The following is a 25245-nucleotide window of genomic DNA, read 5'->3' as shown; positions in this document are numbered from 1 at the left end:
ACTCCTTCGGGTGAGGCGCGGTGGGGCGGGGCCTTGCGGGGGGGGGGGGGCGGCTGCCGGGGCGGCGGGCGGAGGCGGGTGGCTCGGCTAGCGTGCCGCGCATGACCGACCTCCGTGTCGATCTCGCGTTGCTCGGCCGGTCCGCCGATCGGCTCGCCCGGCTGCGCCGCGAGTTCCGCGATATCGACGACCGCGCCGACGACCTCGCCCGGCTCGTGGGCTCCGCCGAACTCGCGGCCGCCGTACGGGAATTCGCCACCAACTGGGACGACAACCGCAGCCGCCTCCTCACCTCCCTCGACACCGTGGGGCGGCTCCTCACCCACAGCCGCGACTCCTTCCGCGCCCACGACGCAGACCTCGCCCAGGGCGCCGGTCTCGCCCACGGCCTCGCCCCTGCCCACGACGCCCGCCTCGCCCGCGTCGCCCCGCGCCCCTGACGCCCGTGCCCCCCTCCCCCACCGGCTGGCACCCGCTGTGCGCCCACGACCCCCTCCCCGGTGACCCCGGAGCCCTGCGCACCGAGGCCGCCCACCTCCGTACCGTCGCCGAGCGCCTTCAGGAACAGGCCGAGGCGCTGCGCCTCATCGGGGACGACGACGTCCTGCGCGGCCGGTACGCCGACTCCCTGCGCGAGCACACCCACGACCTCGCCGCCCGGCTCGCCACCGCCGCGACCCGCTACGCCCGCGTCCACCGCGAACTCGCCGCCTGGGCCGGCGCCCTCCAGCACCTCCGCTCCGCCGCCGCCCGCCTCCTCGCCGAGTCCCGCGCCGCGGGAGAGCCCGAACTCGCCGCGCTCCGCGCCCGGCTCTCCCGCCTCACCGAGGAGTACGAGGAGGAGGCGGCCCACCACGCCCGCCTCGTCCGTACCGCCGTCGACGACGCCCTCACCGACTCCCTCTACGACGACTTCGCCCTCCCCGCAGCGGCGTTCGTCTCGCGCGTGCTCGCCTCCGGCAGCCTCGACGACCTCGTCGACGCGCTCGGCTGGACGGCGACCCTCGCCGGTCTCGGCGCGGTGTTCTTCCCCGCCCTCGGCCCGCTCGCCCTCGGCACGGGCCTCTCCGTCGGCGCCCTCCACCTCGCGCAGGCCGGGGCGGGGGCGTGCTCCTGGTTCGACGTCGTCCTCGACGTCGCCGCCCTCAAGTTCGCCCGCGACGGCGTGCGCGCGGCCCGAGCCGTCGAAGCGCTCCAGGACTCGGCCCGCACGACAGCGGCCGGGCTCGCCGCGGGCGTGGCCGAGGCGCGGGCGGGGAACGCCACGAGCGGGGCGCGGCGCGCTGCCGCGCGGCGGGCGCGGCGGCGGGGCGGGGGCGTCTCCGGTACGGGGCGGCGCGCCGCCCGGGCGAGGCGCCTGCGGCTGGAGGAGCGGGTCCGCCGCGCCGGACTGCGCGCGGGCGAGGAGATCCACGCGGCCCCGCTCCCGGAGCTCACCCGCCGCGAGCGGGGGCTCGCCCTGGGGGACGTGGAGATGGGCCGCCGGGCCAAGGACGTACGGGATCTGAGCGCGCGGCACCCGGACCACGAGGAACTGCGGGCGGGCGCAGCGGAGGCCCGGCGCAGGCTGCGGGAGATGCGGGGCTCCTGGGCGGGGAGCACGGTGCTGGACCTCGGCGACAAGGGCGGGAACGTCGTGTCGGGCGGTGCGTACGGGGAGACGAAGGACCGGATGAGGACGGGGGGCGGCTGATGGGGCGGGAGGGGAGGGAGAGGCGGGTGGCTCCCGGTCGGCCCGTCACCGGGTACCGCCTCTTCCTCACCGCCCCTTGGGAGAAGGTCTCCGCCGAGGACAGCGCCGAGTGGGGCGCCTTCGCGGGTGTCACCGGTGGAGTGGACGTCTACCGGCCCGCCGCGGGGGCGGGGGTGCCCGCCGCTCTCGTCGTGGGGCTGGGGGACGGGGTGCCGGGGACGGGGTGGGAGGCCGCCGAGGTGGCGGGCGGGGCGGCCGTGCGGCGGGAGCGGCCGGTGGCGGAACTTGAGCGGCTGCCGGTGCCGGGGCGGCGGGTCGAGTACGCGGTGCGGGTGCCGGGCGGGCGCGGGCGTTGGTGCGTGGTGGTGTTCTCCGTACTGGAGGTGGCGCAGCCGCTGGGCGCCTCGCTCGTCGAGTGGTTCGACACGGCCATGGGCACCTTCGGCTGGACGTACGACTGAGCCCCCCGGGCAGGAAAAGGCCCCCGCCCGTACGTACGGACAGGGGCCTCGCCGCTCGCGGCCGGGGTCGGCGGCCGGGGTCAGCGGCGGGGGGACCTGGCGCGGTCCAGGGCCGCCACGCCGACACCGGCCAGGACGACCTGGATCGCGAGTTCTATCCAGTCGATGCCGTCCGTGTCCGCCACGTCGAAGGCCGCGGCGATGAACGTGCCGACGAGGGCGGCGACGATGCCGACCAGGATCGTCCAGATGATGCCGATGCGCTGGCGGCCGGGGACGACCAGGCGGCCCAGGATGCCGATCACGATGCCGATGATGACGGCGCTGATGAACCCTGAGATCTCCATGGCTTCTGCTTCCTCCGTTGTCGCGGTGACGGGCGCGGTGGCCGGCTCGGTGCGTGGCGGTGCCGGACCGCTTGGCACCACGCTCTACTACACGTGTGTAGAGCAGTGTGCCCCGGGCGCGCCCGCTCAGTCCTTGTTCCCCGCATCCATGCGTCGGAACTCGTCCTTCAGCAGACCGAAGAGGAGGACGTCCCGGTACGCCCCTTCCGTGTAGTCGTGCTCCCGCAGCCGGGCCTCCTGGACGAAACCGAGGCCGCGTTGCAGCGCGACCGACGCCGTGTTGTGCGCCCACGCCTCCGCCACCGCCTTGTGGTAGCGCCGCTCCTCGAACATGAAGCGCAGGACGAGCGTGACGGCCTCGCGCGCGAAGCCGCGGCCCTGGAAGCGGGGGTCGATCTCGATCCCGTACGCGAAGTTCCCCTGCCCCAGCTCGACGTGGTGGGTGCTGACCGTGCCCGCCCACGCGCCGGTCTCGCGGTCCTCCACGACGAGGTGGAAGGTGTCGTTCTCCGCCTTCTTCGCCGCCTCCTCCTTGAGCCACGTGCGATGGCGCTCGGCCGATCGCGGCACCTCCAGGCGGTCCCCGAGGCGCACGTGGGCCGAGTGCTGCCCGTACCGCATGAAGTGCGGCCAGTCCTCCGGCTCGACGGCACGCAGGCGTACGCGGTCGCCGGTCCAGAAGTCGATCGCGGGGTCGGGGGGCGGGGGCGGGAGAAGGGGCTCGGGGGTCGTGCGTGCGTCCGGCGTCATGGCGAGCACCCCATCAACCGCGCCCCGCACGGTCCACCAATTTTCGCGCCCCGCCGCCCCCGGTGGTCTGATGACGGCATGAGCGAAGCCGCACCGGAGGAGGGTACGGGCGGTCCCTCCGGTACGGGCGGTCCTTCCGAGGGCGAGCTGCGCCGGGAGCGGGCCGTGCGGGCCGCCGTCGTGCAGGGGATCGTCGGCGAGGAACGGCCGCTCGCCGGGCTGCTCGACGTGACCGGCATCCGCCGCACCGCCCGCGCGCTCCAGTCCGCCTTCGCGCCGCTCGTCGCGGAGGGCGGGCCCGCCGTGCGGCACACCTTCGCCGTGCGCGCGACGCCGCTCGTGCCCGTACTGCGGCTGCTGTACGAGGACCGGATCGGCGCCGAGGTGGCGAGCGCGGCCGAGCTGGCGCTCGCGCGGGCCGCCGGGGTGCAGCCGGGGCACACGGTGCTGGACTCGCCGACGAAGACGGTCGCCGAGCTGCGCGAGGCGCTGGGCAGCGGGGTGCTCGTGGACGTGGACGACGCGCAGGAGCTGGAGCGGCTCGACGCGCTGCGCGGCGAGGCCGCGGCGACCTCCACGTTCGGGGTGCGGGTCGATCCGCACGCGGGCGAGGGGAGGCGGGCGGTCTTCGGGGTGCCGCTCGGGCACGAGGGCGCGCGCGAGTGGGTCCGCTCGGCGTTCGCGGAGCGGACCTGGCTGACGCGGCTGCACGCGCACTCGGAGGTGAAGAACGCGGGCGCGGTGGCCCCCGAGCGGCTCGCCGAGGGGGTGCGGAAGGTGTACGAGCTGGCCGAGGAGATCAACGCGGCGGCCGGACGGCGGCAGGTCGACACGCTCGCGCTCGGCGGCGGGCTCGCGGCGGGCGCGCGCGAGGGGGACACCGGGGACGGGGACGGGGCGGACTTCGCGGGGTACGCGGCGCTGCTCAAGGAGACGGTGCCGGGGCTCTTCGACGGGCGGTACGCGCTCGTGACGGGCTTCGGGCGCTCGCTGCTCGCGGGCCACGGCTTCCTGCTCGCGCGGGTGGAGTACGTACGGGCCATGGGCGGGCGGCGGCTCGCGGTGACGCACGCCGGGACGCGGCTGGCGGGGCACGCGTGCGGGCGGCGGCTGGCCGCGTACGACGCGCAGGGGCGGCCCAAGGAGGGCCCCGCGCTCGCCCAGGACCTCGCGGGGCCCGCCCAGTTCGACGGCGAACTCCTCGCCTCCGGCGCCGAGTTGCCCGAGCTGGAACAGGGCGACTGGCTCGCGGTGCTCGACACCGGGGCGTACGGCTTCGCGCGGCACCAGGCGTACGACAGCCTGACCCGGCCGGGGATTCACGGCTTTGCTCCCGCGGGGGGTGAGGGGATGCGGTTCGCGACGGTGCGGGATGCGCAGGCGCTGGGGGAATTCGTGGCCGAGTCGGGGGCGGCGCATACGCGGGCGTTGACCGATGACCTGTGACCGGTCGGGCCGCTTTCGGGGGCTCCGCCCCCGAACCCCCGCTCCTCAATCGCCGGAGGGGCTGGATTTGGTTGGGGCGGATTTTTAGCTGCGGCTTGATTCGGTGCGGACGAAACGGAACGCCAGTGCCAGCACGCTCAACGCGAACATCGTGACGCCCAGCGGGACATGGATTTCGCTCACGTGCTTGATGCCGAGGACGACCTGGGCCGAGGCGAGGACGAGGAAGCCGGTCGCGTACCAGATCTGGCGGGGCGATGCGCCGCCCGGCCTCCAGGCGAGGACCGCCGCGAGCACGTAGAGCATCGCCGCTCCGTACATGACGCGCGCGCCGACGCTGTGCAGCGTCTCGCCGTAGGGGGCGGTGAGGAGGAGGCCCGCCGACACCGCCTGGAAGAAGATCGTGAGGGTCTGGAGGGCTATCGCCAGGCGCAGGAAGCGCTCGTGGGAGGTGGGTGCGGCCATCGTCTGGGCGCTCATGTCGGTCCCCTTCGGCATGCCGGTCGGTAAGGTCTCACCGGTCCGACGAAACGGGCCCGCGAAACGTGAGGCGGGGGACGGGGCATGGCAGCGGGGGCGGATACCGGGACAGCCGGGGAGCGGGGTCAACTCCTCAACGTGGCATACCGCTTGCTCGGTTCACTGGTCGAGGCCGAGGACGCCGTGCAGGAGGCGTACGCGCGCTGGTACGGGCTCGCGCCCGCGCGACGGGCGGCGGTGCTCCGGCCGGGCGCGTGGCTCACCACCGTGACGGCCCGGGTGTGCCTCGACGTGCTCGGCTCGGCGCGGGCGCGCAGGGAGCGGTACGTCGGTACGTGGCTGCCCGAGCCGCTCCCCGAGGCGCCCGACGCCGCCGACCCGGCCGCGCGGATCGTGCTCGACGAGTCCGTGTCGATGGCCTTCCTCGTGGTCCTGGAGGCGATGACGCCCGCCGAGCGGGTCGCCTTCGTGCTGCACGACGTCTTCGGCTACCCCTTCGCCGAGATCGCCGACGTCCTCGGCCGCAGCGCCGCCGCGTGCCGGCAACTCGCCTCCTCGGGACGGCGGCGGCTCGGTGCCGCCCGGAACGCGGACCCGGCCCCGCTCGCCGAGCGCGCGGCCGTCGTGCGGGGCGTGAAGGAGGCGTGGGAGTCGCGGGACATCCCCGCGCTCGTCGGCCTCCTCGACCCGGCGGCCGTGATGACGGCGGACGGCGGGGGCATGGCGGGCGCGGCGCTCCACCCCGTCGAGGGCGCCGCCGCGATCGCCCGGTACATGGTCGCGATCGCCGACCGGGCGCCGGGGCTCTCGCTCCGGCTGTGCGACGTCAACGGCCTTCCAGGGCTGGCGGCTTCACAGGACGGGGGCGTACGGACGGTCGCGGCCTTCGAGCCGAAGGCGGGCCGCGTGGGTCGGATCTGGGTGATCCGCAACCCGGAGAAGCTGGGGCCCTGGGTGCGGGACGAGAAGTAGGGGACGCCCGCCGTCCACCGTCCGGCTCCGCGCGGAAAATACCCGAACTCCCCCGTTCCCGCTCCCTTTTCCCCCTTACCGCCCCCTGCCCATCCCTCGCCCCCGCACGCTCTCTCCATGGGTTTCGGCGTGAGGATAGGGGCCGCGCGCATGTTCCGCTGGAAAATGCCAGAACTCCCCCAAGCGGGTGAGTCCTTGCGTAACCTCGTGCTCACAAGCCGTACTTCGGGTCGGGGAAGGTGACGTTCCGCGTGCCAGGAATTGACGAGTGTCTGCTGGACGCCATGAGGCTCCCGGGTGCGCGGGGTGCCGGTGTCGTCGACTGGATCAGCGGGCTCGCCCTCGGCACGATCGGCGAATCCCCCAACGGCGATCACGAGGCGACCGCGGCCGAGGCCGCCGAACTGGCCCGCATGGCCGCCGAGCACCGCGCCTTCGCGGCGACGACACAGGTGCCCGCCTCCCGGACAGCCGGAGCCGGACAGCCGGGGCAGGCCGGGCAGGTGGATCAACTGCTGCCCGTGGAGGACGTGATCGTCACCAACCGGGACAGCTACCACCTCATCCGTTTCGTGCGGACGACCTTCGACAGCAGCGTCTTCCTGCACCTGTGGCTCGACCGCGACGAGGGCAATCTCGCGCTCGCCCGCATCCGCGTCGGTGAGATAGCCGAACGGCTGGTGCTGTGACCGTGGACACGCTCACGACCGGGACGGTGACCGTCTCCCCGCTCCTGCGCCGCCTCGCCGAGGAGGGCGCGACCGGGACCCTGAGCCGTGACCGGGGCCGGCTCCACCTCGTGGACGGAAGGATCGTCCACGCCGAGGCCCCCGACTCGCCGCCGCTCGACGTGCTCCTGACCACCGGGAGCACCCTGCCCGCGAGCGCCCTCGCCGCCGCGCGCGCCGGGGGCGGCGACACGGGCGAGGTCGTGCGCGGTCTCCTCGCCGCCGGGCTCGTGGGCGCGGGAACGCTGGAGCTGTGCCACCTCGGGGCGCTGCACGACGCGGCGTACTTCACGCTCGCCCCCTCGGGCGCCCCCGCGCGCTTCCGCTACGGGAGCGCGCACCCCCTCGCGGTCGCGCATCCCGTGGACGCGGGCGCCGTCGAGCGCGAGTGCCTGCGCCGCCGCGCCTTCCTCGACCGGCTGCACCCCTGCGACGTGCTCGACCACGCGCCGCTGCGGCGCCTCGCGACGGGCGGCCCGGTCGCGGTGAGCGCGCGCCGCCGCCCCGTCCTCGCGCTCGTGGACGGCCACCGCACCGCGCCCGAGATCGCCCGCGAGCTGGGCAGGCCCGCGTACCACACGCTCGTGGACCTGCGGCGGCTCGCGGCGGCGGGGCTCGTCGGGCCCGTACGCGCCCCGCGCCGCGCCGAGCGGCCCCGGCACGCGGCGGCCCCGGGCGCGCCGCTCGCCCCCCGTACCCCCGCGCCCGGTCCCCCGGTCGCCCCCGGCACCCCGCCCGGCGCCCTCGCCGCGTCCCGTCCCCGCCTCGGCGGCGGGCTGCTGCCGCGTGTACAGGACCCCGACATCGCCCTGCTGCGCCGACTGCGCGACGCGCTGGAGGCCGCGCTGTGATCCGTGGGCTGAGACAACGCGCCGAAAGGAGACAACTCATGTCGGCGGAGGCCGAAGTCCTCGACGAACTGCACCGCTTGCGGGCCCGCGTACCGCAGTTGACCGGGGCGCTCGCGGGCAGTGTGGACGGGCTCGTACTCGCCCAGGACACCCCGGGCGTCGAGGCGGAGGGTCTCGCCGCGCTCACCGCCGCCTCGCTCGGCGTCGCGCTGCGGATGGCCGAGGCCACCGGGCGCGGCGGTCTGCGCGAACTCCTCGTGCGCGGCGAGCGCGGCTACGTGGCGACCTACGCCGCGGGCGGTGCCGCCGTGCTGACACTCCTGGCCGACGCGCGCGTCAACGTCGGCAGGCTCCACCTGGAAGGACGCCGATCCGCCAGCCGGATCGGCGAACTGGTCGACGCGGCGCTGGAACGCGGCGCCGACCAGCGAGAGACGGTCCGGTCACCGAGGCCGGCCACGGAAAGGATGTAGCGACTCATGGCCAACACCGAAGCCTCCCTCAAGGACGCGATGGCATCGATCGACGGGGCTGTCGGAGTCGCCCTCGTCGACTACACGAGCGGTATGGCACTCGGCACGATGGGCGGCGGCAAGGACTTCAACCTGGAGGTCGCCGCCGCCGGGAACACCGACGTGGTCCGCGCCAAGCTCCGCACGATGGAACACCTCGGGCTCCAGGACCAGATCGAGGACATCCTCATCACGCTCGGCACCCAGTACCACATGATCCGCCTGCTCAAGGCGAAGGGCGGCAACGGCCTCTTCCTGTACCTCGTCCTCGACAACACGCGCGCCAACCTCGCGATGGCGCGGCACCAGTTGAAGAAGATCGAGGCCGAACTGGAGGTCTGAGTACGGCACTTCGGGATCAGCTCGGGATCAGCTCGGGATCAGTGACGCCGCGCCCCGCCGGGCGCGGCGTCGCCCGCCCCGGTCCCCGTCGTGGCCCAGCCCGCGGTGGTACCGGAGACGGGGCCGCCCCCGCGCCCGTCGAGCCGGTCCGCGGGCAGCCAGTACAGCGACTCCGCGCGCCGCTCCGCCTGCCCGAGCCACCGCGCCTTGAGCCACAGCCCGGTCCCGCAGCCCGCGAGGACGAGCCCCCCGGCCGCCGGGACCGCGAAGGCGCTGCCGAGCGCCGCGAGCACGGCGAGCAGGAGCCACCAGCGGTGCCCGCGCCGCCAGGCCCGTACCGTCACCGCGCGATCGCGCAGGATGTCCTCCCGCGCGGCCCGCACGGCGCCCGCCCGCCCGGCGCGGTAGCGGGCGCGGCGGGGGTACGCGATGAGCGCGGCGGCCAGTACGTACAGGAGCACGCCCCCGTACAGCCCGATCCGCCGCCCGGTGAGCCCGGGCGGGACGAGCCCGGCCGCCGCCGCGAACAGGCCGCACCACCACAGCGGCGCCGCTCCCGCGCGGACCACCACCGCGACCCGCACGAGCGCGCGCCTGCCCCGCCCCGTACCGCCTCTCGCCACTGTCGTCCCCTTCCCGCGAGCCGTGCGCCTGTGCGGGCAGCGACGCTAACGGGGCTTGATGAGGAGAGGCTGAGAGCGGGGGCGGGCTCAGTCCGCGAAGAGGCCGCGCGCGGCGGCCTGCGTGTCGAACTCCTCCAGGCGGGACTCCGCGCCCGGGATGTGGTCGGCCATCGCCTCCAGGAGGACGCGGCCGAGGAGCATCGGGGCGCACGCGGTGTCGAAGGCGAGGCCGGTGCCGACGGCGGCGGGGAGGAGGAGGTCGGAGTGGGCGGCGACGGGGGCGAAGGAGGAGTCGGCGACGGTGACGACGGTGAGGCCGAGGCTCTTGGCGTACGCGAGCGCGTCGACGACCTCGCGCGGGTGGCGCGGCAGCGCGAAGCACAGGAGAGTGCTCGCCCCGGCGCGGCGCGCGGCGTCGAGCCGGTCGCCGAGCATCGTGCCGCCCTCGTCGAGCAGCCGGACGTCGGGGTGCACCTTCGCGGCGAAGTACGAGAAGCCGAAGGCCTGCGAGGCGGCCGCGCGCAGCCCGAGGACGGGCAGCGGACGGGAGGCGGCGAGGAGTGCGCCCGCGCGCTCCACGGGGGCCGGGTCCGCGAGGAGGTCGGCGAGGCGGCGCAGGTTCTCGATCTCGCCCGCGACGGCCTGCTGGTACTCGTTGGGCTCGGTCCCGGGCGCGGTGGACTCGCTCGCCGGGGTGCTCTCGCGCAGGTGGCGGCGGAGCGCGGGGTAGCCGTCGAAGCCGAGCGCGACGGCGAAGCGGGTCACGGACGGCTGGCTCACCCCCGCCAGCTCGGCCAGCTCGACGCTGGAGAGGTACGGCACCTCCGCGGCCCCGCGCACCATGCAGTGCGCGATGCGGCGCTGCGTCGGCGTGAGGCGCTTCCCGTCGAACAGGGCCTGAAGCCGTGCGGCGGCACTCTCGCTCATGCCATTCAGTTAAGCAGACGGCTGCATGGATATATGCGGTTCGGGGAAATCGGCCCCACCCTCCAGGAATTACGGGCTCGGGGATTGCGGGCTTCGGGATGCGGGCAGGCGCCCCGGCGGCAAGGATACGAACGGGTACGAACCGCCCGTACAGCCCGAAAGGAGCGCGCATGTCCTCCAAGCGACGCCGCAAGAAGAAGGCCCGCCGCAAGCACGCGGCGAACCACGGCAGCAGGCCCCAGAGCTGAGGGGTGGGGCTGGCGGGCCACCGTGCGAAGAGGGGGGATTCCCCCCGTGTGCGGTGGCCCGCCGCTCCTTACGCTCCTGGGGTATGGAGACCTCTGACCGGGAACTGCGCAAGGAACTCGACGCGACCCTCCAGGCCCGTCGCGAACTGGGCGAGGAGTACGACGCGGCGCTGATCGACTCCTTCCTGGAGAAGGTGGAGCGCCGCGTGGACGAGTCGATCGACCGCCGCGTACGCCGCGGCCTCGCCGAACAACAGGTCGTCGTGGCCCGGGGCGCGTCCCCGCACGCCCCCCGCTTCCACGGCAACACCTGGTTCCGCCAGTACGCCTTCGCCCTGATCTCCCTGGTCCTCGCCATCCCCCTCTCCGCGATCGCCGCGGCCCAGGGCGGCACGGCGGGGCTGATCGTGGCCTGGGCGGGGATCGTGGGAGTGAACGTGGCGGCGCGGACGTACGGGGGCCAGGAAAATTCCAGCCCCTCTGGGGGTACCTCCCGGCCGTAGGCTGGGGGAGATTGAGGAGCGGGGTGTGGGGCGGAGCCCCACGAGACGGGCGAAGCCCGAAACGGGGTCCGGGGGCGGAGCCCCGGCCACGACCGAGCGCGAGGACCGCCGCACCCCCAGCCGCATGGCCGGGGGGCGGGACGACGGCGGTCCCCGCGGAGAACGCGCGCCCGGGTCAGGCCCGGGCCACGTCCCACTGGCGTTGGAGGTCCGGGAGCCGCTCCGGAGGTCCAAAACGCCGTATCGGTCGCCGGCCCGGGAGGGGAGCCGCTCCCTCCCTGCCGACACCCCATAATCTGCCGGACCCGTGTTAACGACGCGCTGCGCCCACGTGACGGCCTCGTACCACTTCCCCGGCGACTCCCGCGGCCCCGCTCCTTCGCCTACTTCCCCGCTTCGCGCGCCAGGAAGGCGAGCAGGTCCTGCCTGCTGACGACGCCGGTCGGCTTGCCCTCCACGAGGACGATCGCCGCGTCCGCCGTACCGAGCACCGCCATGAGGTCGGCGACGGGCTCACCGGAGCCGACCTGCGGGAGCGGCGCGGACATGTGCTTGTCGAGCGGGTCACCGAGCGAGGCGCGCTGCGCGAAGAGCGCGTCGAGGAGTTCCCGCTCCACGACGGAGCCGACGACCTCGGCGGCCATGACGTCCGGGTGCCCCGCGCCCGGCTTCACGATGGGCATCTGCGAGACCCCGTACTCGCGCAGCACCTCGATCGCCTGCCCCACGGTCTCCTCGGGGTGCATGTGGACGAGCGAGGGCAGCGGGCCCTCCTTGTACTTGAGGACGTCGCCGACGCGCGGGTGCTCCCCCGGCTGGTCGAGGAAGCCGTAGTCGTTCATCCACTCGTCGTTGAAGATCTTGCTGAGGTAGCCGCGTCCGCTGTCGGGGAGCAGCACCACCACGACGTCGTCGGGGCCGGCCTCGCGCGCCACCTCCAGCGCCGCGACGACGGCCATCCCGCAGGAGCCGCCGACGAGGAGACCCTCCTCCTTGGCGAGGCGGCGGGTCATCTGGAAGGAGTCCTTGTCGGAGACGGCGACGATGGCGTCCGTGACGGTGCGGTCGTAGGCGCTCGGCCAGAAGTCCTCACCGACCCCCTCGACGAGGTACGGGCGCCCGGAGCCGCCCGAGTACACCGAGCCCTCGGGGTCCGCGCCGATGATCCGTACGCCCCCGTCCGAGACCTCCTTGAGGTAGCGGCCCGTGCCCGAGATCGTGCCGCCGGTGCCGACACCCGCGACGAAGTGCGTGATCCGCCCCTCCGTCTGCTCCCACAGCTCGGGGCCCGTGGAGTGGTAGTGCGAGAGCGGGTTGTTCGGGTTGGAGTACTGGTCGGGCTTCCAGGCGCCGGGGATCTCGCGCACGAGGCGGTCGGAGACGTTGTAGTACGAGTCCGGGTGCTCGGGGTCCACGGCGGTGGGGCAGACGACGACCTCGGCCCCGTAGGCGCGCAGCACGTTGATCTTGTCCGTGGAGACCTTGTCGGGGCACACGAAGACGCACTTGTAGCCCTTCTGCTGGGCCACCATCGCGAGCCCGACCCCGGTATTGCCGCTCGTCGGTTCGACGATCGTGCCACCGGGCCGCAGTGCCCCGCTCTCCTCGGCCGCCTCGATCATGCGCAGCGCGATGCGGTCCTTCACGGAACCGCCGGGGTTGAAGTACTCGACCTTCGCCAGGACGGTCGCCTGGATGCCTTCGGTCACGCGGTTCAGCCTCACCAGCGGGGTGTTGCCGACGAGGTCGATCATCGAGTCGTGGATGTGCACCGTTGTCTCCGGCCTGCGCGTCTAGGGGGCTCGTTCAGCCCGTTCCGAGTCACGACAGCCTACGGGGCGTGGCCGCCGCCGTGCCCCGTCCTCCGTATGCGCGATTGGCACACCCGGCTCGCGGGGCATTGAGTGGGTGTACGGCTTACGAGGAGGTGCTGCGTCGCATGTCGTCGAGGGCGAGGGTGGCACGGAGGATCGCCGCGGGCGCGGCGTACGGCGGAAGCGGCATCGGGCTGCTCGGGGTCGCCGGGGTGGGCCTGCTCCTGGCGGAGGTCCAGCTCGCGAAGCGGAACGTGGGCGTGGGCGAGATGGTGGTGCCGCCGCACGCGGACGGCCGCTACGGGCGCACGCTCGCGGCCGAGGGCCCCGGGGCGGAGCGGCCCCCGATCCGCTTCACGATGATGGGCGACTCGCTCGCGGCCGGGCAGGGGGTGCGCAGGGCCCGGCAGACGCCCGCCGCGCTGCTCGCCTCGGGACTCGCGGCGGTCGCGGAGCGGCCCGTGGAGCTGCGGAACATCGCACTGCCGGGCGCGCGCTCGGACGACCTCGACCGGCAGGTCTCGCTCGTCGTCTCGGACCCGGACGGGGTCCCCGACGTGTGCTGCGTCATGATCGGGGCGAACGACGTGACCCACCACATGCCGCCCATGCGGTCCGTGCAATTGCTCAACGCGGCGGTACGGAGGCTGCGCACCGCCGGGACGGAGGTCGTCGTGGGCACGTGCCCCGACCTCGGGACGGTGGAGCCCGTCTATCAGCCCTTGCGGTGGCTGGCCCGGCGCGTCTCGCGGCAGCTCGCGGCGGCGCAGACGATCGGGGTCGTGGAGCAGGGCGGCCGCACGGTGTCGCTGAGCGACCTGCTCGGCCCCGAGTTCGAGGCGAACCCGCGGGAGATGTTCGGCCCGGACAAGTACCACCCGTCCGTGGAGGGGTACGCGACGGCGGCGATGGCGGTCCTGCCGACGCTGTGCGCGGCGCTCGGGGTGTGGCCGGAGGATCTGACGGCGGACGAGGGCGTGCTGCCGGTGGCGAAGGCGGCGGTGGAGGCTGCCGCCTCGGGGGGTACGGAGGTGGCCGCGATGCCCTCGCACGGGGGGCGTCGAAGCCCCCTCGCCCTCCTGCGCAGGCGGGGCTCCGCCCCGAACCCCGCTCCTCAATCGCCGGAGGGGCTAAGAGTTTCCGGTCCTGGTCAATCCAGCCCCTCCGGCGTTTGAGGAGCGGGGTCTGGGGCGGAGCCCCAGAAGGCCCCGGCCCACGGCCACCCCGCCCCCGCCCCACCTATGAGCAAGCGCTTAGAAATGCGGCCCGTGTCACACGCCCCACCCCGTGACCCCCGCTCTACGTGGCGGTAGCTTCACAAGCACTGCCGTCGTCGCCGCCGCTGTCCGAGGAGCCCGCCATGCCCGAAGCCGTCATCGTCTCCGCCGCCCGCTCCCCGATCGGGCGGGCGTTCAAGGGGTCGCTCAAGGACCTGCGCCCCGACGACCTCACCGCGACCATCGTGCGGGCCGCGCTCGACAAGGTGCCCGAGCTGGACCCGCACGACATCGACGACCTCATGCTCGGCTGCGGGCTGCCCGGCGGGGAGCAGGGCAACAACCTGGGCCGCATCGTCGCCGTACAGCTCGGCATGGACTACGTACCGGGCCTCACCGTCACCCGTTACTGCTCCTCCTCGCTCCAGACCTCCCGCATGGCGCTGCACGCCATCAAGGCCGGCGAGGGCGACGTCTTCATCTCGGCCGGTGTCGAGACCGTCTCGCGCTTCGCCAAGGGCAACTCCGACAGCCTCCCCGACACGCGCAACCCGCTCTTCGCCGAGGCCGAGGCCCGTACCGCCGCCGTCGCCGAGAGCGGCGCGAGCGAGTGGCACGACCCGCGCGAGGACGGGCTCCTCCCGGACGCGTACATCGCGATGGGCCAGACCGCCGAGAACCTGGCCCTCCTCAAGGGCGTCACGCGCCGCGACATGGACGAGTTCGGCGTGCGCTCGCAGAACCTCGCCGAGCAGGCCATCGCGAAGGGCTTCTGGGAGCGCGAGATCACCCCCGTCACGACCCCGGACGGCACGGTCGTCGGCAAGGACGACGGGCCGCGCGCGGGCGTCACGCTCGAAGGCGTCGAGGGCCTCAAGCCCGTCTTCCGCCCGGACGGCCGCGTCACGGCCGGCAACTGCTGCCCGCTCAACGACGGCGCCGCGGCCCTCGTCATCATGAGCGACACGAAGGCCGCCGAGCTGGGCCTGACCCCGCTCGCCCGCATCGTCTCGACCGGCGTCTCGGGCCTCTCCCCCGAGATCATGGGCCTCGGGCCCGTCGAGGCGAGCAAGCAGGCGCTGAAGCGCGCCGGGCTCGGCATCGACGACATCGACCTCGTCGAGATGAACGAGGCGTTCGCCGCGCAGGTCATCCCCTCCTACCGCGAGCTCGGCGTGGACCTGGACAGGCTCAACGTCAACGGCGGCGCGATCGCGGTCGGCCACCCCTTCGGCATGACGGGCGCGCGCATCACGACCACGCTCATCAACAGCCTCCAGTTCCACGACAAGCAGTTCGGCCTGGAGACGATGTGCGTCGGCGGCGGGCAGGGCATGGCGATGGTCATCGAGCGCCTGAGCTGACCGCCCCCGCGCGCCCCGCGCCCGCGTACGCGCCGTGCGCTCCGCACGCTCCGCGTACGCTCCAACACCCCGCGCGCACCTGATCAATTCGTGACCCGATCTCCCCCGGGATGTGACACAAATCCCGGGGGAGAACTCTTTGCGCAGGTCAGCATGGTTGAACCGGCAAGCATCGAGGGTGCATATCCACCCAACTGGTGACATTCGGCACTGACAGCGGGCCCTGTCAGGCGCCAAGCTGTGGGTGGACAGTTCGGGGGTCCCGTCTGAATCAGGAGTAACGCCAGTGAGCGCCCTGCCTCTTGCCCTGCTCATCGTCACGGCGGCCGCCGTCGTCGTCGGGCTCGTCGCGCTGCGCGTGGCCCAGGCGCTGCGCCGCGAACTCGCGGCCCTCCGCGCCGAACTGGTGCGGAGCGCCCCCCGCGTACCCGCGCAGATCCCCCCGGCCCGTACGGACGCCGACACGATAAGGGCCGCCGTCGCCGACGCCCTCGCCGAGGAGCGCGAGCGCGAGCTCGCCGAGGCGCGCGCCTTCTGGGCGGCGCAGGAGGTACGGGAGAGCGGCGAGCCGGGCGGCGGTCTCCCGGCGGGCGCCGAGGACCTGTACGCGCCGCGCCCCGCCGATGTCGCGGGCCTCGACGCCTTCGCGGAGGTCCACGGCCTCGGTACGGGCTTCGACCTCGCGGAGCTGGACGAGCTGCTCGCGCGCAGCCGTGACGAGGAGTCCGAGCCGGAGCCCGAGTACCCGGAGGACTCCGCCGAGCTGGCCGCCGCGCGCCGCCGCCACCCCTCGCACCCCGACTTCGTCCCCTCGCAGCCGAACCCGATCGGCGACCACGCGGCGACGGTGGCGCGCCTCGAAGCGCTCGCCGCCGCGCGGACGACGCTGGCGGACGTCCGCCCCGGCCCGCTCGGGACGCTGGACGTCTACGTCTTCGTGGACGGCACGACGCTCTGCGCGACGCCGGGGCACCGGGAGACCGCGGAGCTCCTGGCGGAGGCGGTACGGGAGGGGCGCGAGCCCTTCCTGCTGGGCGGCTCGGGCGTGTCCGGGGCGTTCGCCCTGACGTTCGGCTGCGGCGAGCGGAACGTGTACCTCCTGGCGGACCGCGTGATCACCTCGACGTGAGCCACCCCCGGGGGCTCCGCCCCGGACCCCGCTCCTCAAGCGCCGGAGGGGCTGAGTAGTCGGCGCCCGCTACGCTCGGAGGATGCTGGATACGTCCCCGTTCCTCAGTGCGGTCGAGCAGTTCGCCGACCGCCTTCGCGCCGCCCCGCAAAGCCGCCTCCAACGAGGAGCCGCCGCGCGTGCGCTGGCCCTGGCCCAGGAGCTCGCAACGCGCGCACAGAAACGCGAGGAACCAGGCACCGAACCCCGCACGATGCCGGACGCGGGCATGTTCGCGGTCGCGGACCAGCTGACGGTGACAGCACACGATCTGGCACAGGTCCTGCGTGACGACGCAGAGGTGGAGCACGCAGCAGCACGCGTCGCGGAGGCTCGCGGGGAAGCCGGCCTCTGACCCCAGCCGAAAAAACAGCCCCTCCGGCGTTTGAGGAGCGGGGTCTGGGGCGGAGCCCCAGGAAGACGCCCGGCACGCGGAAGGGGCCGCCACCCCGCAAGGTGACAGCCCCTCCCGCCCCGCCGAAGGCGGTCAGTCGTTGCCCTGGAGAATCGCGATCAGCCGCAGGAACTCCATGTAGATCCACACCAGCGTCAGCGTCAGCCCGAACGCCGCCAGCCACGACTCCTGCTTCGGCGCCCCGTACCGGATGCCGTCCTCGACCTGCTTGAAGTCGAGCGCGAGGAAGAGCGCGCCGAGCACGATGCCGATGATCCCGAACAGGATGCCGAGGCCGCCGCTGCGGAAGCCCAGCCCGTCGCCGCCGCCGAAGGCGGCGAAGAGCAGGTTGACCGCCATGAGGAGCACGAAGCCCATCGCGGCGGCCATCACGAAGCCCACGAAGCGCCGGTTGACCCGGATCAGGCCCGTCCGGTACGCCACGAGGACGGCGACGAACGTCGCCATCGTGCCGATGACGGCCTGCATGGCCGCGCCGTCGGCGATGTGCGTGTCCACGACGTTGCTGACGACGCCGAGGAAGACACCCTCGAGCGCCGCGTACGTGAGGATCAGCGCCGGGCTGGCCTTGCGCTTGAAGGACTGCACGAGCCCGAGGACCATCGCCACGAGCCCCGCGCCGATCGCGATGCCGTAGGACTTGCCGAGGTTCGCCTCGTCGACCGGCAGCACCGCCCACGCGAGCGCGGCGAAGACGATGAGCGTGCCGAGGGTGCCCGCCGTGCGGGTGACGACGTCGTCCATCGTCATGCGGTCGGCGGTGGGCGGGGCCTGCGGGACGCCGTACTGGACGTCCGCCTGCGCGTAGGGGTTGTTCGCGTACGGATCGGCCGCCGGGGCGTCCGCGTACGGGTTTCCCGTGACCGGGCCCGGGACGGTCCCGACTGCTGCTCCCCCGGCCTGCGGCGCGGCGTTGAAGCCCGCGGAACCGTTGTCGCGGCTGAAGCCCCGTCGCGAGAAGACCGGGTTGCTGCTCCTCATCTCACTCCTCCATGGCCACCCTGTGTGGCCTTGCGCTCCAGAGTAATGCTTAGGCAAAAGGAAGACTCTAGTGCTTGGGGAGGATCTTTCCTCCCCGCGCAGGGGAAACGAGCCGTACGCGATGTGTGTTCCCGCTCACCCCACCGCCGTCCGCAGCACTTCACCACGCGCCTCCGCGGCCCCGACGGCCATGGTCAGCGTGTGTCCCGGTCCGGGCGCCGCGTCCGCCTCGCCGGTGATCCGCGGCCGCCCCGCGCCAGGGCCGAGCCCGTACCGCACGAGCACCGTCTCGCGCCCGCACCAGATCTCCGCGAAGACCGGGCCCTGGGGGGTGCGCGCGTAGGGGCCGAGCGGGTACTCGACGGGTTCGCCGGCGGGCGGGATCTCGGTGCGCAGGTCGACGAGCGGCCGCGCCGAGCCCGTACGCCGCCCGACGACGCCGCAGCGCCCGTCGGCCGCCACGTACACGAGGAAGCGGTCGGAACCGCCGCGGACCGTCGCGAGGACGCGGCGGCCGAGGGCGGGTACGGGGGTGCCCGCCGCGAAGGGGAGGGAGAGGGAGGGGAGCGAGACGGCGGGCTGCGCCACGGGCGGGAGCGAGGCGAGCGGCGCGGGGGACGCGGACGCGGCCTCGTCGTCGTCCGCGTACAGCCCGGCGCGCGACGCTCCCGTACCGCCGCTGCCGCAGCCGGTCAGGGCGGGCGCGGCGAGGAGGGCGCAGAGCAGGAGCGCGGCGGTACGGGGCAAGGGGACTCCTCGGGGGAGGCGGGGGCGGAGGCGGCGGGGGCCGGGGGACGCGGGCGGGCGCGGGGGTCGGGCGGGAGACCCGCAGTGTCACCCGCCGTCGCCCCCGCCCGTCGCCCTTCCGCCCCGCTTCTCACCCGAGTGGGTGAAGGCGCTCCCGGCCCCGGGTTGCCGCCCCGGGTGCGCGCCCCGAGGCTGAGCGGGAGCCGTACCGAACGAACCCGGCCGCTCACGCCGCGTGACGTGTGCGCCGGGTTTCGCCGGGCACCCGAGCGGCTCCCGCACCTGGGGCGCACGCGGACCCCGTCCGCCGCGCCCCACCGCGAAGCGCGAAGGAGACCCGCAGTGGCCGACCCGAACTCCACCACCAACACCGGCATCCCGGTCGAGAGCGATCAGTACTCGCTCTCGGTCGGCCCCGACGGACCGGTCCTGCTCCAGGACAACTACCTCATCGAGAAGATGGCGCAGTTCAACAGGGAGCGGGTCCCCGAGCGGGTCGTGCACGCGAAGGGCAGCGGCGCCTACGGCACCTTCGAGGTCACCAACGACGTCTCGCAGTTCACTCGCGCCGACGTCTTCCAGCCGGGGCGCCGCACCAAGATGCTCGCCCGCTTCTCGACCGTGGCCGGGGAGCAGGGCTCGCCCGACACGTGGCGCGACCCGCGCGGCTTCGCGCTGAAGTTCTACACGCAGGAGGGCGTGTACGACCTCGTCGGGAACAACACGCCGATCTTCTTCATGCGCGACCCGAACAAGTTCCAGGACTTCATCCGCTCGCAGAAGCGGACGATCCCGAGCGGGCTGCGCGACAACGACATGCAGTGGGACTACTGGACGCTGTCCCCGGAGTCGGCGCACCAGGTCACGTACCTCATGGGCGACCGGGGCATCCCGAAGACGTACCGCAACATGAACGGCTACGGCTCGCACACCTACCTGTGGGTCAACGGGGCCGGTCAGCGGACCTGGGTGAAGTACCACTTCCACTCGGACCAGGGCGTCGACCACCTGACCGACATGGAGGCCGCGGCGATGGCCGGGGAGGACGCCGACCACCACCGGCGCGACCTCTTCGACGCGATCGCGCGCGGCGACGCGCCCTCGTGGACGCTGTACGTACAGACGATCCCCTACGACGACGCGCCCTCGTACCGGTTCAACATCTTCGACGTGACGAAGACGGTGCCGCACAGCGACTACCCGCTCATCGAGGTCGGGCGGATGACGCTGCACACCAACCCCACGGACTTCTTCACGCACATCGAGCAGGCGGCGTTCGACCCCTCGGACCTCGTCCCGGGCATCGGCCCCTCGCCGGACAAGATGCTCCAGGCGCGGCTGTTCTCGTACGCGGACACCCACCGGTACCGCATCGGGACGAACTACACGCAGCTGCCGCCGAACCGCGCCGTCAACGAGGTGCGCTCGTACGCGAAGGACGGCGCGATGCGCTTCTACGAGCCGAACGTGGCCCGCCCGTACGCGCCCAACTCCTACGGTGGCCCGACGGCCGACGAGGAGCGCTGGAACCACCCGGCGGGCTGGCTCGTGGACTCCGCCGAGATGGTCCGCGCGGCGTACACGCTCCACCAGGCCGACGACGACTTCTCGCAGCCGGGCTCCCTCGTCCGCGACGTGATGGACGACGCCCAGCGCGACCGCCTCGTCGGCAACGTGACCCGCCACCTCGACAACGGCGTCTCGGTCAAGGTCCGCGAGCGGGCCTTCGAGTACTGGCGCAACATCGACCCGGCGGTGGGGGACAGGATCGCGGCGAACTTCGGCTGAGGACGTCCGGCAGCCCCGCGGGTACGGGCCCGCCTCCGCTCGCCGCGGGGGCGGGCCCTCGGCGTGCGCGGGCCCTCGGCGTGCGCGGGCCCTCGGCGTGCGGGGGACCTCGGCGCGAGCCTCGCCGCGACGGTGTGCGTCCGCAGGTCAGCGGGTCAGTGGGTGGTGCCCGGAACCGGACTCGAACCGGTACGCCCTGAGAAGGGCAGCGAGGTTTAAGCTCGCCGTGTCTGCATTCCACCATCCGGGCAGGCCATGCACCCCGTTGCCGTCTCGCAGCCTATCGGGGGCGCTCCGTCCGCACGGGCGAACGGAGACTGCATCCTGTCTTATTTTATTGCCGCCTGACACTCCGTCAGATCTCGGGGCAGGGCTTTGCCCGCCACCGGCCCGCACGGGGCGCGGCGGTAAATGACGGGAATTCACTGTCCTCTCCGTGAGACGCCGCGACCGGGCCCGCGCACGGGCCGCCGCACGGCGACCGCCCCGCGGTCGCGTCGGTCAAGACGGTCCGCGGGGCGGTCGTGGTTCCGGTCCGGTACGGGTGGATTCCTGGGCAGTTGCGCGACAGCGCGCGGCGGGTCAGTTGTGCCAGGTACGCGGACGGGGCGGCAGCCCGGCCTCGCCGGAGTCCGGGGTGCGGACCGCGAGCACCTGGTTGACGCCGATGCGGTTGCGCGCGAAGGAGAGCGCGGAGGCCGCCATGTACAGGCGCCACACCCGGGCCCGCCCCGGCGAGGTGAGCCGGACGGCCTCTTCCCAGTGCGCCTCCAGGTTGCTCACCCAGGCCCGTAGCGTGCGCTCGTAGTGCTCGCGCAGCGCCTCGACGTCCCGCACCTCGAAACCGGCCCGCTCCAGGAGCGAGACGGTCGTCCCGATGGGGGCCAGCTCGCCGTCCGGGAAGACGTACGCGTCGATGAACTCGTCGATCGTGTACGCGCTCTCGTCGCGCAGCGGCCGACGGCCGATCTGGTGGTTGAGGAGGCGGCCGCCCGGCCTGAGGAGGGCGTAGAGGTCGTGCGCGTACTCCTCGTACCGCGCCGCGCCGACGTGCTCCGCCATGCCGATCGACGAGATGGCGTCGAAGGGGCCGTCGCGGACGTCGCGGTAGTCCTGCACGCGGATCTCGACCTTGTCGCCGAGGCCCTCCTCGGCGACGCGCTTGCGGGCGTACGCGGCCTGCTCGCGCGAGAGCGTGACGCCGACGACCTCGACCCCGTACTCGCGCGCCGCGTGCAGCGCCATCGAGCCCCAGCCGCAGCCGACGTCCAGGAGCCGCTGCCCGGGGCGCAGGTCGAGCTTGGTGGCGATGAGGTCGAGCTTGTCGCGCTGCGCCTGCTCCAGCGTCCCGCCCTCGGTCCAGTACGCGCAGGAGTAGACCATCGAGGGGCCGAGGACCAGCTCGTAGAAGGGGTTGCCGACGTCGTAGTGGTGGCTGATCGCCTGGCGGTCGCTGCCCTTGGTGTGGAGGTGGCCGCGGCCCGGGCGGCGCATCTCCTCGGGCGGCGGGGACGGCGGCAGCCCGGGGCCCGCGAGGCGCAGCAGGGCGCGGCCCGCGGCACGGACCTCGGGGCGGCGCACGGCCTGGAACAGGCTCTTCGGCGCGGTGTCGTCCTCGCCCCGGTCCCACACGAGCGAGGAGAGCCGGTCGAGTACGTCGTAGAGGTCGCCGTCGACCGACAGCTCGCCCGCCACCCAGCCCCGCACGAGACCGAGTTCGCCCGGCTTGAAGAGGAGCCTGCGCAGGGCGCGGCGGTGGTGGACGACGAGGACGGGGGCGCCCGGCGGACCCGCTTCGCTGCCGTCCCAGGCCCGTACCCGGACCGGCAGCGGGGCCCCGAGCAGTTCGTGGGCGAGGTCGGTGAGCCGCGACGCGGCGTCCTGCATGGCGCACACCTCCGAGGGAGTTCCGCTGGGCGCGGGGAGCGCGTCAGGGGCGCGGGCCATGACGTCTCTCCCCTACGTAAACACCGGGCGGGTGTTCGCGCAGTCCCACGTACAACGTAGAAGTAGTCACCGCAAGGGAAGCGGATAATCCGTGGTGGCGCCATCCTTTTCCGCCGCGGGCGGAATGAGGAATGCGGGAAAAGCGCCTGGGCATACGGAAGGGGCGCCCGCCCCACGGATGGCGGACGCCCCTTCCGGTACGCCGTTACGGGGACGGTGCGGCCCCCGGAGGGAACCGCACCGCGCACCCGGTGGCGTCGGACCTGTCGGTCCCGGTGTCGCTGTGTCAGCCGGCCTTCGCGGGCTCGGCGGACTCGCCCTTGGCGGCCTCCGCCTTGGGGGCGGGGACCTCCGCGACGGGCGCGGGCTTCGGGGCCGGCTTGGCGGCCTCGTAGAACTCGCCGCGCGGGGTCTCGACGGCGCCGAGCGAGACGGCCTCGCGCTTGAGGAACATCCCGAGCGTCCAGTCGGCGAAGACGCGGATCTTGCGGTTGAACGTCGGCATCGCCATGCCGTGGTACGCGCGGTGCATGTACCAGGCGAGACGGCCCTTGAGCTTGATCTTCATCTTGCCCATGACGATCATCGCGACGCCCTTGTGGAGGCCGAGGCCCGCGACGGCGCCCTTGTTGGCGTGCTCGTAGTCCTTCTGCGGGAAGCCGCGCATCCCGGAGACCACGTTGTCGCCGAGGACCTTCGCCTGCCGCAGCGCGTGCTGCGCGTTGGGCGGGCACCAGACGTTCGGGTTGCCGGCCTTGCGGCCGACCATGTCCGGGACCTGCGCGTTGTCGCCCGCGGCCCAGATGTAGTCCGTACCGGTGGCCTGCAGCTTGGCGCTGACGTCCACGTGGCCGCGCGGGCCGAGCGGGAGGCCGAAGCCGGCGAGGGCCGGGTTGGGCTTGACGCCCGCCGTCCACACGATCGTCCCGGCCTCGACCTCAAGGCCGTTGTTGAGCTTGACGTTGCCGTCCACGCAGGAGTCCATGCCGGTCTTGAGGTAGACCTCGACGCCGCGCGACTCCAGGTGCTTCTTCCCGTACTCACCGAGCTTGGGACCGACCTCGGGCAGGATCTTGTCCGCGACGTCGACGAGGAGGAAGCGCATGTCCTCGCGGGAGACGTTCGGGTAGTCCTTGGCCGCGTCGCGGGCCATGTCCTCCAGCTCGCCCACCGTCTCGGCACCGGCGAAGCCGCCGCCGATGAAGACGAAGGTGAGGGCCTTGCGGCGGATCGCCTCGTCGTGGGTCGAGTCGGCCTTGTCCATCTGCGCGAGGACGTGGTTGCGGAGACCGACGGCCTCCTCGACGCCCTTCAGGCCGATGCCCTGCTCGGCGAGACCCGGGATCGGGAAGGTGCGGGAGACCGCGCCCATCGCGATGACGAGGTAGTCGAAGGGCAGCTCGTACGACTCGCCCACGAGGGGGGCGATCGTGGCGACCTTGCGGTCCTGGTCGATGGAGGAGACCTTGCCCGTGAGGACCTCGGCCCTCTTCAGGACACGGCGCAGGGGGACGACGACGTGGCGCGGCGAGATGTTGCCGGCGGCGGTTTCCGGGAGGAAGGGCTGGTAGGTCATGTACGAGCGGGGGTCCACGACCGTCACGGTCGCCTCGCCGTAGCGCATCTTCTTCAAGATGCGCTGTGCTGCGTACAGTCCTACGTACCCACCACCCACTACGAGGATTCGGGGACGCTCCGTGGTGCTCATGGGATCGAGTATCCACCCGCCCCGCACAGGTACCTCGTGCGCCCCTTCACAAGCTTCCCCCACCCCTCTGCTACACTGCGCCGCCCACGTGATCCATGTCATGTCGCGCAGGGGGAACCACTCGACCTCGCGAGGCGTTCCGCACCCCCTGTGAGCAGCGCCTCAGCGCGGACGGGGTACGCGTACCACCGCGCGCGACACCGCGCCGCAATCCCCCCGAAACCCTCATCCGCGCCCGGCGCCGCCCGCCTGAGTGCCTCCTGGATCACACCGGCGGCCCGGACCTCGCCCGCAGGGGCCGTTTTCCTTGTGAAGGAAATCACGAACTTTCCGCGCCGGGGAGCGCGAGAGGGCGTGGGAGAGGGGCGGAATCCGGGATTCCGGGGGCGGTTGGGGACATGGAGGGGACAGCCCGAGCGATGACCGGCAACCTCCGGCGCACCCCTTCAGGAGACACCCCGCGGCGAGGACCCGGCCAGGGCCGTTCGGCCCCCGGGGCGGGCCGGCCGGGGCGCGGCTTGCCCGCGCGGCGCCCGGCGGCGGTCAGGCGCGCGGCAGGACACCCAGGAGCGCCGAGGTGAGCGAGATCCGCAGGGCCTCGCGCAGGTCCAGGTGGAGCACGCCGAGCGCGGGCTCGTCCTCGTAGGCGGCGAGGAGGCTGGGCGGCGGCGGGACGTACGCCGCCAGGGCACCCGCGGAGATCAGGCTCGTCAGGCAGAACATCTCCGCGCCTTCGCCGAGTTCGGGCACGTGACGGCGGACCAGCTCGACCATCCCCGCGAGCTTCGCGAGGGACGAGCGCTTGTGCCGCTTGACCACCTCGACCGAGACGTTGTGCTCAAGGACGCCGCCCTGCGCGCCGAAGAGGTCGCACAGCACCTTGCGGCTCGCCAGCGAGCGGCTGAGGATCTCCGCCAGCCGCTCCGCCCGCACCTCCGGCGCCGCCTCCGCCCCGATGCCCTCGGCCAGTTCGTCCGCCAGTACGGCGAGCCAGCCCCCCAGGAAGTCGTCGAGGAGTTCGAGCAGCACGGCCTCGCGCGACTCGAAGTACCGCAGGACGTTCGACTTGGCGAGGCCCACCCGCCTGCTGAGCTCGTTGAGGCTCACCTCGACCACGGGCATCTCGTCGAGCATCGCCGCGGCCGTCTCCAGGATCGCCCGCCGGCGGATCTCCCGCTGCTCCTCGCTGCGCGCTCGCTGAAATGTCACGCCC

General features: G+C 73.4%; 26 protein-coding genes and 1 tRNA gene. 15 read left to right on the top strand and 12 right to left on the bottom strand.

Going from position 1 to position 25245, the window contains the following annotated elements:
• The first annotated feature begins 101 nt into the window (after positions 1–101).
• Genes ACIP4O_RS04225 through ACIP4O_RS04215 form a run of 3 tightly spaced genes read left to right on the top strand, consistent with a single transcriptional unit; the run spans position 102 to position 2154 of the window.
• Positions 102–440: a hypothetical protein gene (locus ACIP4O_RS04225; RefSeq protein ID WP_401571318.1), complete on the top strand. Its 339-nt coding sequence runs from the start codon at positions 102–104 to the stop codon at positions 438–440.
• A gap of 5 nt (positions 441–445) precedes the next feature.
• Complete coding sequence (locus ACIP4O_RS04220; protein ID WP_401571315.1) at positions 446–1693, top strand: hypothetical protein; 1248 nt, start codon at positions 446–448, stop codon at positions 1691–1693.
• Positions 1694–1719: 26 nt separating this feature from the next.
• Positions 1720–2154 carry a hypothetical protein gene (locus tag ACIP4O_RS04215; RefSeq protein ID WP_401571312.1) on the top strand — a complete coding sequence of 145 codons (435 nt, stop codon included), beginning with the start codon at positions 1720–1722 and terminating at the stop codon, positions 2152–2154.
• A gap of 80 nt (positions 2155–2234) precedes the next feature.
• Here the strand turns inward: ACIP4O_RS04215 and ACIP4O_RS04210 are convergent, their stop codons facing one another.
• Together ACIP4O_RS04210 and ACIP4O_RS04205 are read right to left on the bottom strand one after the other, a co-directional pair.
• Positions 2235–2501, bottom strand: coding sequence for a GlsB/YeaQ/YmgE family stress response membrane protein (locus ACIP4O_RS04210; protein WP_361320346.1), 267 nt, complete (start codon positions 2499–2501; stop codon positions 2235–2237).
• A 126-nt stretch (positions 2502–2627) separates the two neighbouring features.
• On the bottom strand, positions 2628–3251 hold the full coding sequence (locus ACIP4O_RS04205) for a GNAT family N-acetyltransferase (RefSeq protein WP_401571309.1): 624 nt from the start codon (positions 3249–3251) through the stop codon (positions 2628–2630).
• Between the two features lie 78 nt (positions 3252–3329).
• Here ACIP4O_RS04205 and ACIP4O_RS04200 point away from each other — a divergent pair, with 78 nt between their 5' ends.
• Positions 3330–4697, top strand: a complete 1368-nt coding sequence (locus ACIP4O_RS04200; RefSeq protein ID WP_401571306.1) for a diaminopimelate decarboxylase — start codon at positions 3330–3332, stop codon at positions 4695–4697.
• A gap of 84 nt (positions 4698–4781) precedes the next feature.
• On the opposite strand, the gene ACIP4O_RS04195 is transcribed toward ACIP4O_RS04200, so the two are convergent.
• Positions 4782–5177 carry a hypothetical protein gene (locus ACIP4O_RS04195; RefSeq protein ID WP_401571304.1) on the bottom strand — a complete coding sequence of 132 codons (396 nt, stop codon included), beginning with the start codon at positions 5175–5177 and terminating at the stop codon, positions 4782–4784.
• 84 nt (positions 5178–5261) lie between these two features.
• Between ACIP4O_RS04195 and sigJ the strand changes: the two genes are divergently transcribed.
• The 5 genes from sigJ (at position 5262) to ACIP4O_RS04170 (ending at position 8582) form a co-directional block, all read left to right on the top strand.
• The gene (gene sigJ / locus ACIP4O_RS04190) at positions 5262–6149 is read left to right on the top strand and encodes an RNA polymerase sigma factor SigJ (protein WP_401571301.1); all 888 of its coding nucleotides are present in this window, start codon (positions 5262–5264) and stop codon (positions 6147–6149) included.
• A gap of 251 nt (positions 6150–6400) precedes the next feature.
• The gene (locus ACIP4O_RS04185; protein WP_401571298.1) at positions 6401–6838 is read left to right on the top strand and encodes a hypothetical protein; all 438 of its coding nucleotides are present in this window, start codon (positions 6401–6403) and stop codon (positions 6836–6838) included.
• Between the two features lie 2 nt (positions 6839–6840).
• Entirely contained in the window at positions 6841–7728 is an 888-nt protein-coding gene (locus ACIP4O_RS04180) for a transcriptional regulator (RefSeq protein WP_401571295.1), read from the top strand.
• Positions 7729–7766: 38 nt separating this feature from the next.
• Positions 7767–8201, top strand: coding sequence for a roadblock/LC7 domain-containing protein (locus ACIP4O_RS04175; RefSeq protein WP_361320332.1), 435 nt, complete (start codon positions 7767–7769; stop codon positions 8199–8201).
• Between the two features lie 6 nt (positions 8202–8207).
• Positions 8208–8582, top strand: coding sequence for a hypothetical protein (locus tag ACIP4O_RS04170; protein ID WP_401571292.1), 375 nt, complete (start codon positions 8208–8210; stop codon positions 8580–8582).
• Between the two features lie 38 nt (positions 8583–8620).
• On the opposite strand, the gene ACIP4O_RS04165 is transcribed toward ACIP4O_RS04170, so the two are convergent.
• Both ACIP4O_RS04165 and ACIP4O_RS04160 read right to left on the bottom strand, forming a co-directional pair.
• Entirely contained in the window at positions 8621–9205 is a 585-nt protein-coding gene (locus ACIP4O_RS04165) for a hypothetical protein (RefSeq protein ID WP_401571290.1), read from the bottom strand.
• 87 nt (positions 9206–9292) lie between these two features.
• The gene (locus ACIP4O_RS04160; protein ID WP_401571288.1) at positions 9293–10132 is read right to left on the bottom strand and encodes a MurR/RpiR family transcriptional regulator; all 840 of its coding nucleotides are present in this window, start codon (positions 10130–10132) and stop codon (positions 9293–9295) included.
• A 331-nt stretch (positions 10133–10463) separates the two neighbouring features.
• Between ACIP4O_RS04160 and ACIP4O_RS04155 the strand changes: the two genes are divergently transcribed.
• Entirely contained in the window at positions 10464–10883 is a 420-nt protein-coding gene (locus tag ACIP4O_RS04155; RefSeq protein ID WP_401571285.1) for a hypothetical protein, read from the top strand.
• A 383-nt stretch (positions 10884–11266) separates the two neighbouring features.
• Here ACIP4O_RS04155 and ACIP4O_RS04150 read toward each other — a convergent pair whose 3' ends face one another.
• Positions 11267–12655, bottom strand: coding sequence for a cystathionine beta-synthase (locus ACIP4O_RS04150; RefSeq protein ID WP_401571282.1), 1389 nt, complete (start codon positions 12653–12655; stop codon positions 11267–11269).
• Between the two features lie 167 nt (positions 12656–12822).
• Here ACIP4O_RS04150 and ACIP4O_RS04145 point away from each other — a divergent pair, with 167 nt between their 5' ends.
• The 4 genes from ACIP4O_RS04145 (at position 12823) to ACIP4O_RS04130 (ending at position 16801) form a co-directional block, all read left to right on the top strand.
• Positions 12823–13872 (top strand): SGNH/GDSL hydrolase family protein, encoded by a 1050-nt coding sequence (locus ACIP4O_RS04145; protein ID WP_401571280.1) that lies wholly within the window; start codon positions 12823–12825, stop codon positions 13870–13872.
• A 185-nt stretch (positions 13873–14057) separates the two neighbouring features.
• The gene (locus ACIP4O_RS04140) at positions 14058–15278 is read left to right on the top strand and encodes an acetyl-CoA C-acetyltransferase (RefSeq protein ID WP_401571278.1); all 1221 of its coding nucleotides are present in this window, start codon (positions 14058–14060) and stop codon (positions 15276–15278) included.
• Between the two features lie 286 nt (positions 15279–15564).
• Positions 15565–16407 (top strand): hypothetical protein, encoded by an 843-nt coding sequence (locus ACIP4O_RS04135; protein ID WP_401571275.1) that lies wholly within the window; start codon positions 15565–15567, stop codon positions 16405–16407.
• Positions 16408–16489: 82 nt separating this feature from the next.
• Positions 16490–16801 (top strand): hypothetical protein, encoded by a 312-nt coding sequence (locus tag ACIP4O_RS04130; protein ID WP_164289874.1) that lies wholly within the window; start codon positions 16490–16492, stop codon positions 16799–16801.
• Positions 16802–16933: 132 nt separating this feature from the next.
• Here ACIP4O_RS04130 and ACIP4O_RS04125 read toward each other — a convergent pair whose 3' ends face one another.
• Complete coding sequence (locus tag ACIP4O_RS04125; protein ID WP_401571272.1) at positions 16934–17842, bottom strand: Bax inhibitor-1/YccA family protein; 909 nt, start codon at positions 17840–17842, stop codon at positions 16934–16936.
• 135 nt (positions 17843–17977) lie between these two features.
• On the bottom strand, positions 17978–18589 hold the full coding sequence (locus ACIP4O_RS04120; RefSeq protein ID WP_401571270.1) for a hypothetical protein: 612 nt from the start codon (positions 18587–18589) through the stop codon (positions 17978–17980).
• Between the two features lie 342 nt (positions 18590–18931).
• Between ACIP4O_RS04120 and ACIP4O_RS04115 the strand changes: the two genes are divergently transcribed.
• The gene (locus ACIP4O_RS04115) at positions 18932–20377 is read left to right on the top strand and encodes a catalase (RefSeq protein ID WP_361320306.1); all 1446 of its coding nucleotides are present in this window, start codon (positions 18932–18934) and stop codon (positions 20375–20377) included.
• A gap of 163 nt (positions 20378–20540) precedes the next feature.
• On the opposite strand, the gene ACIP4O_RS04110 is transcribed toward ACIP4O_RS04115, so the two are convergent.
• The 4 genes from ACIP4O_RS04110 to ACIP4O_RS04095 all read right to left on the bottom strand — a co-directional run bounded on the left by ACIP4O_RS04110 (position 20541) and on the right by ACIP4O_RS04095 (position 25241).
• A tRNA-Leu gene (locus ACIP4O_RS04110) sits at positions 20541–20627 on the bottom strand.
• Positions 20628–20959: 332 nt separating this feature from the next.
• Entirely contained in the window at positions 20960–22264 is a 1305-nt protein-coding gene (locus tag ACIP4O_RS04105; protein WP_401571267.1) for a class I SAM-dependent methyltransferase, read from the bottom strand.
• 346 nt (positions 22265–22610) lie between these two features.
• Positions 22611–24032: an NAD(P)/FAD-dependent oxidoreductase gene (locus ACIP4O_RS04100; protein ID WP_401571264.1), complete on the bottom strand. Its 1422-nt coding sequence runs from the start codon at positions 24030–24032 to the stop codon at positions 22611–22613.
• A gap of 543 nt (positions 24033–24575) precedes the next feature.
• On the bottom strand, positions 24576–25241 hold the full coding sequence (locus tag ACIP4O_RS04095) for a TetR/AcrR family transcriptional regulator (RefSeq protein WP_401571262.1): 666 nt from the start codon (positions 25239–25241) through the stop codon (positions 24576–24578).
• Between the last annotated feature and the right edge of the window lie 4 nt (positions 25242–25245).

The sequence above is a fragment of the Streptomyces sp. NPDC088923 genome, assembly GCF_044749745.1.
Lineage (GTDB): Bacteria > Actinomycetota > Actinomycetes > Streptomycetales > Streptomycetaceae > Streptomyces.
This window is presented reverse-complemented; position numbering and strand designations above follow the sequence as displayed.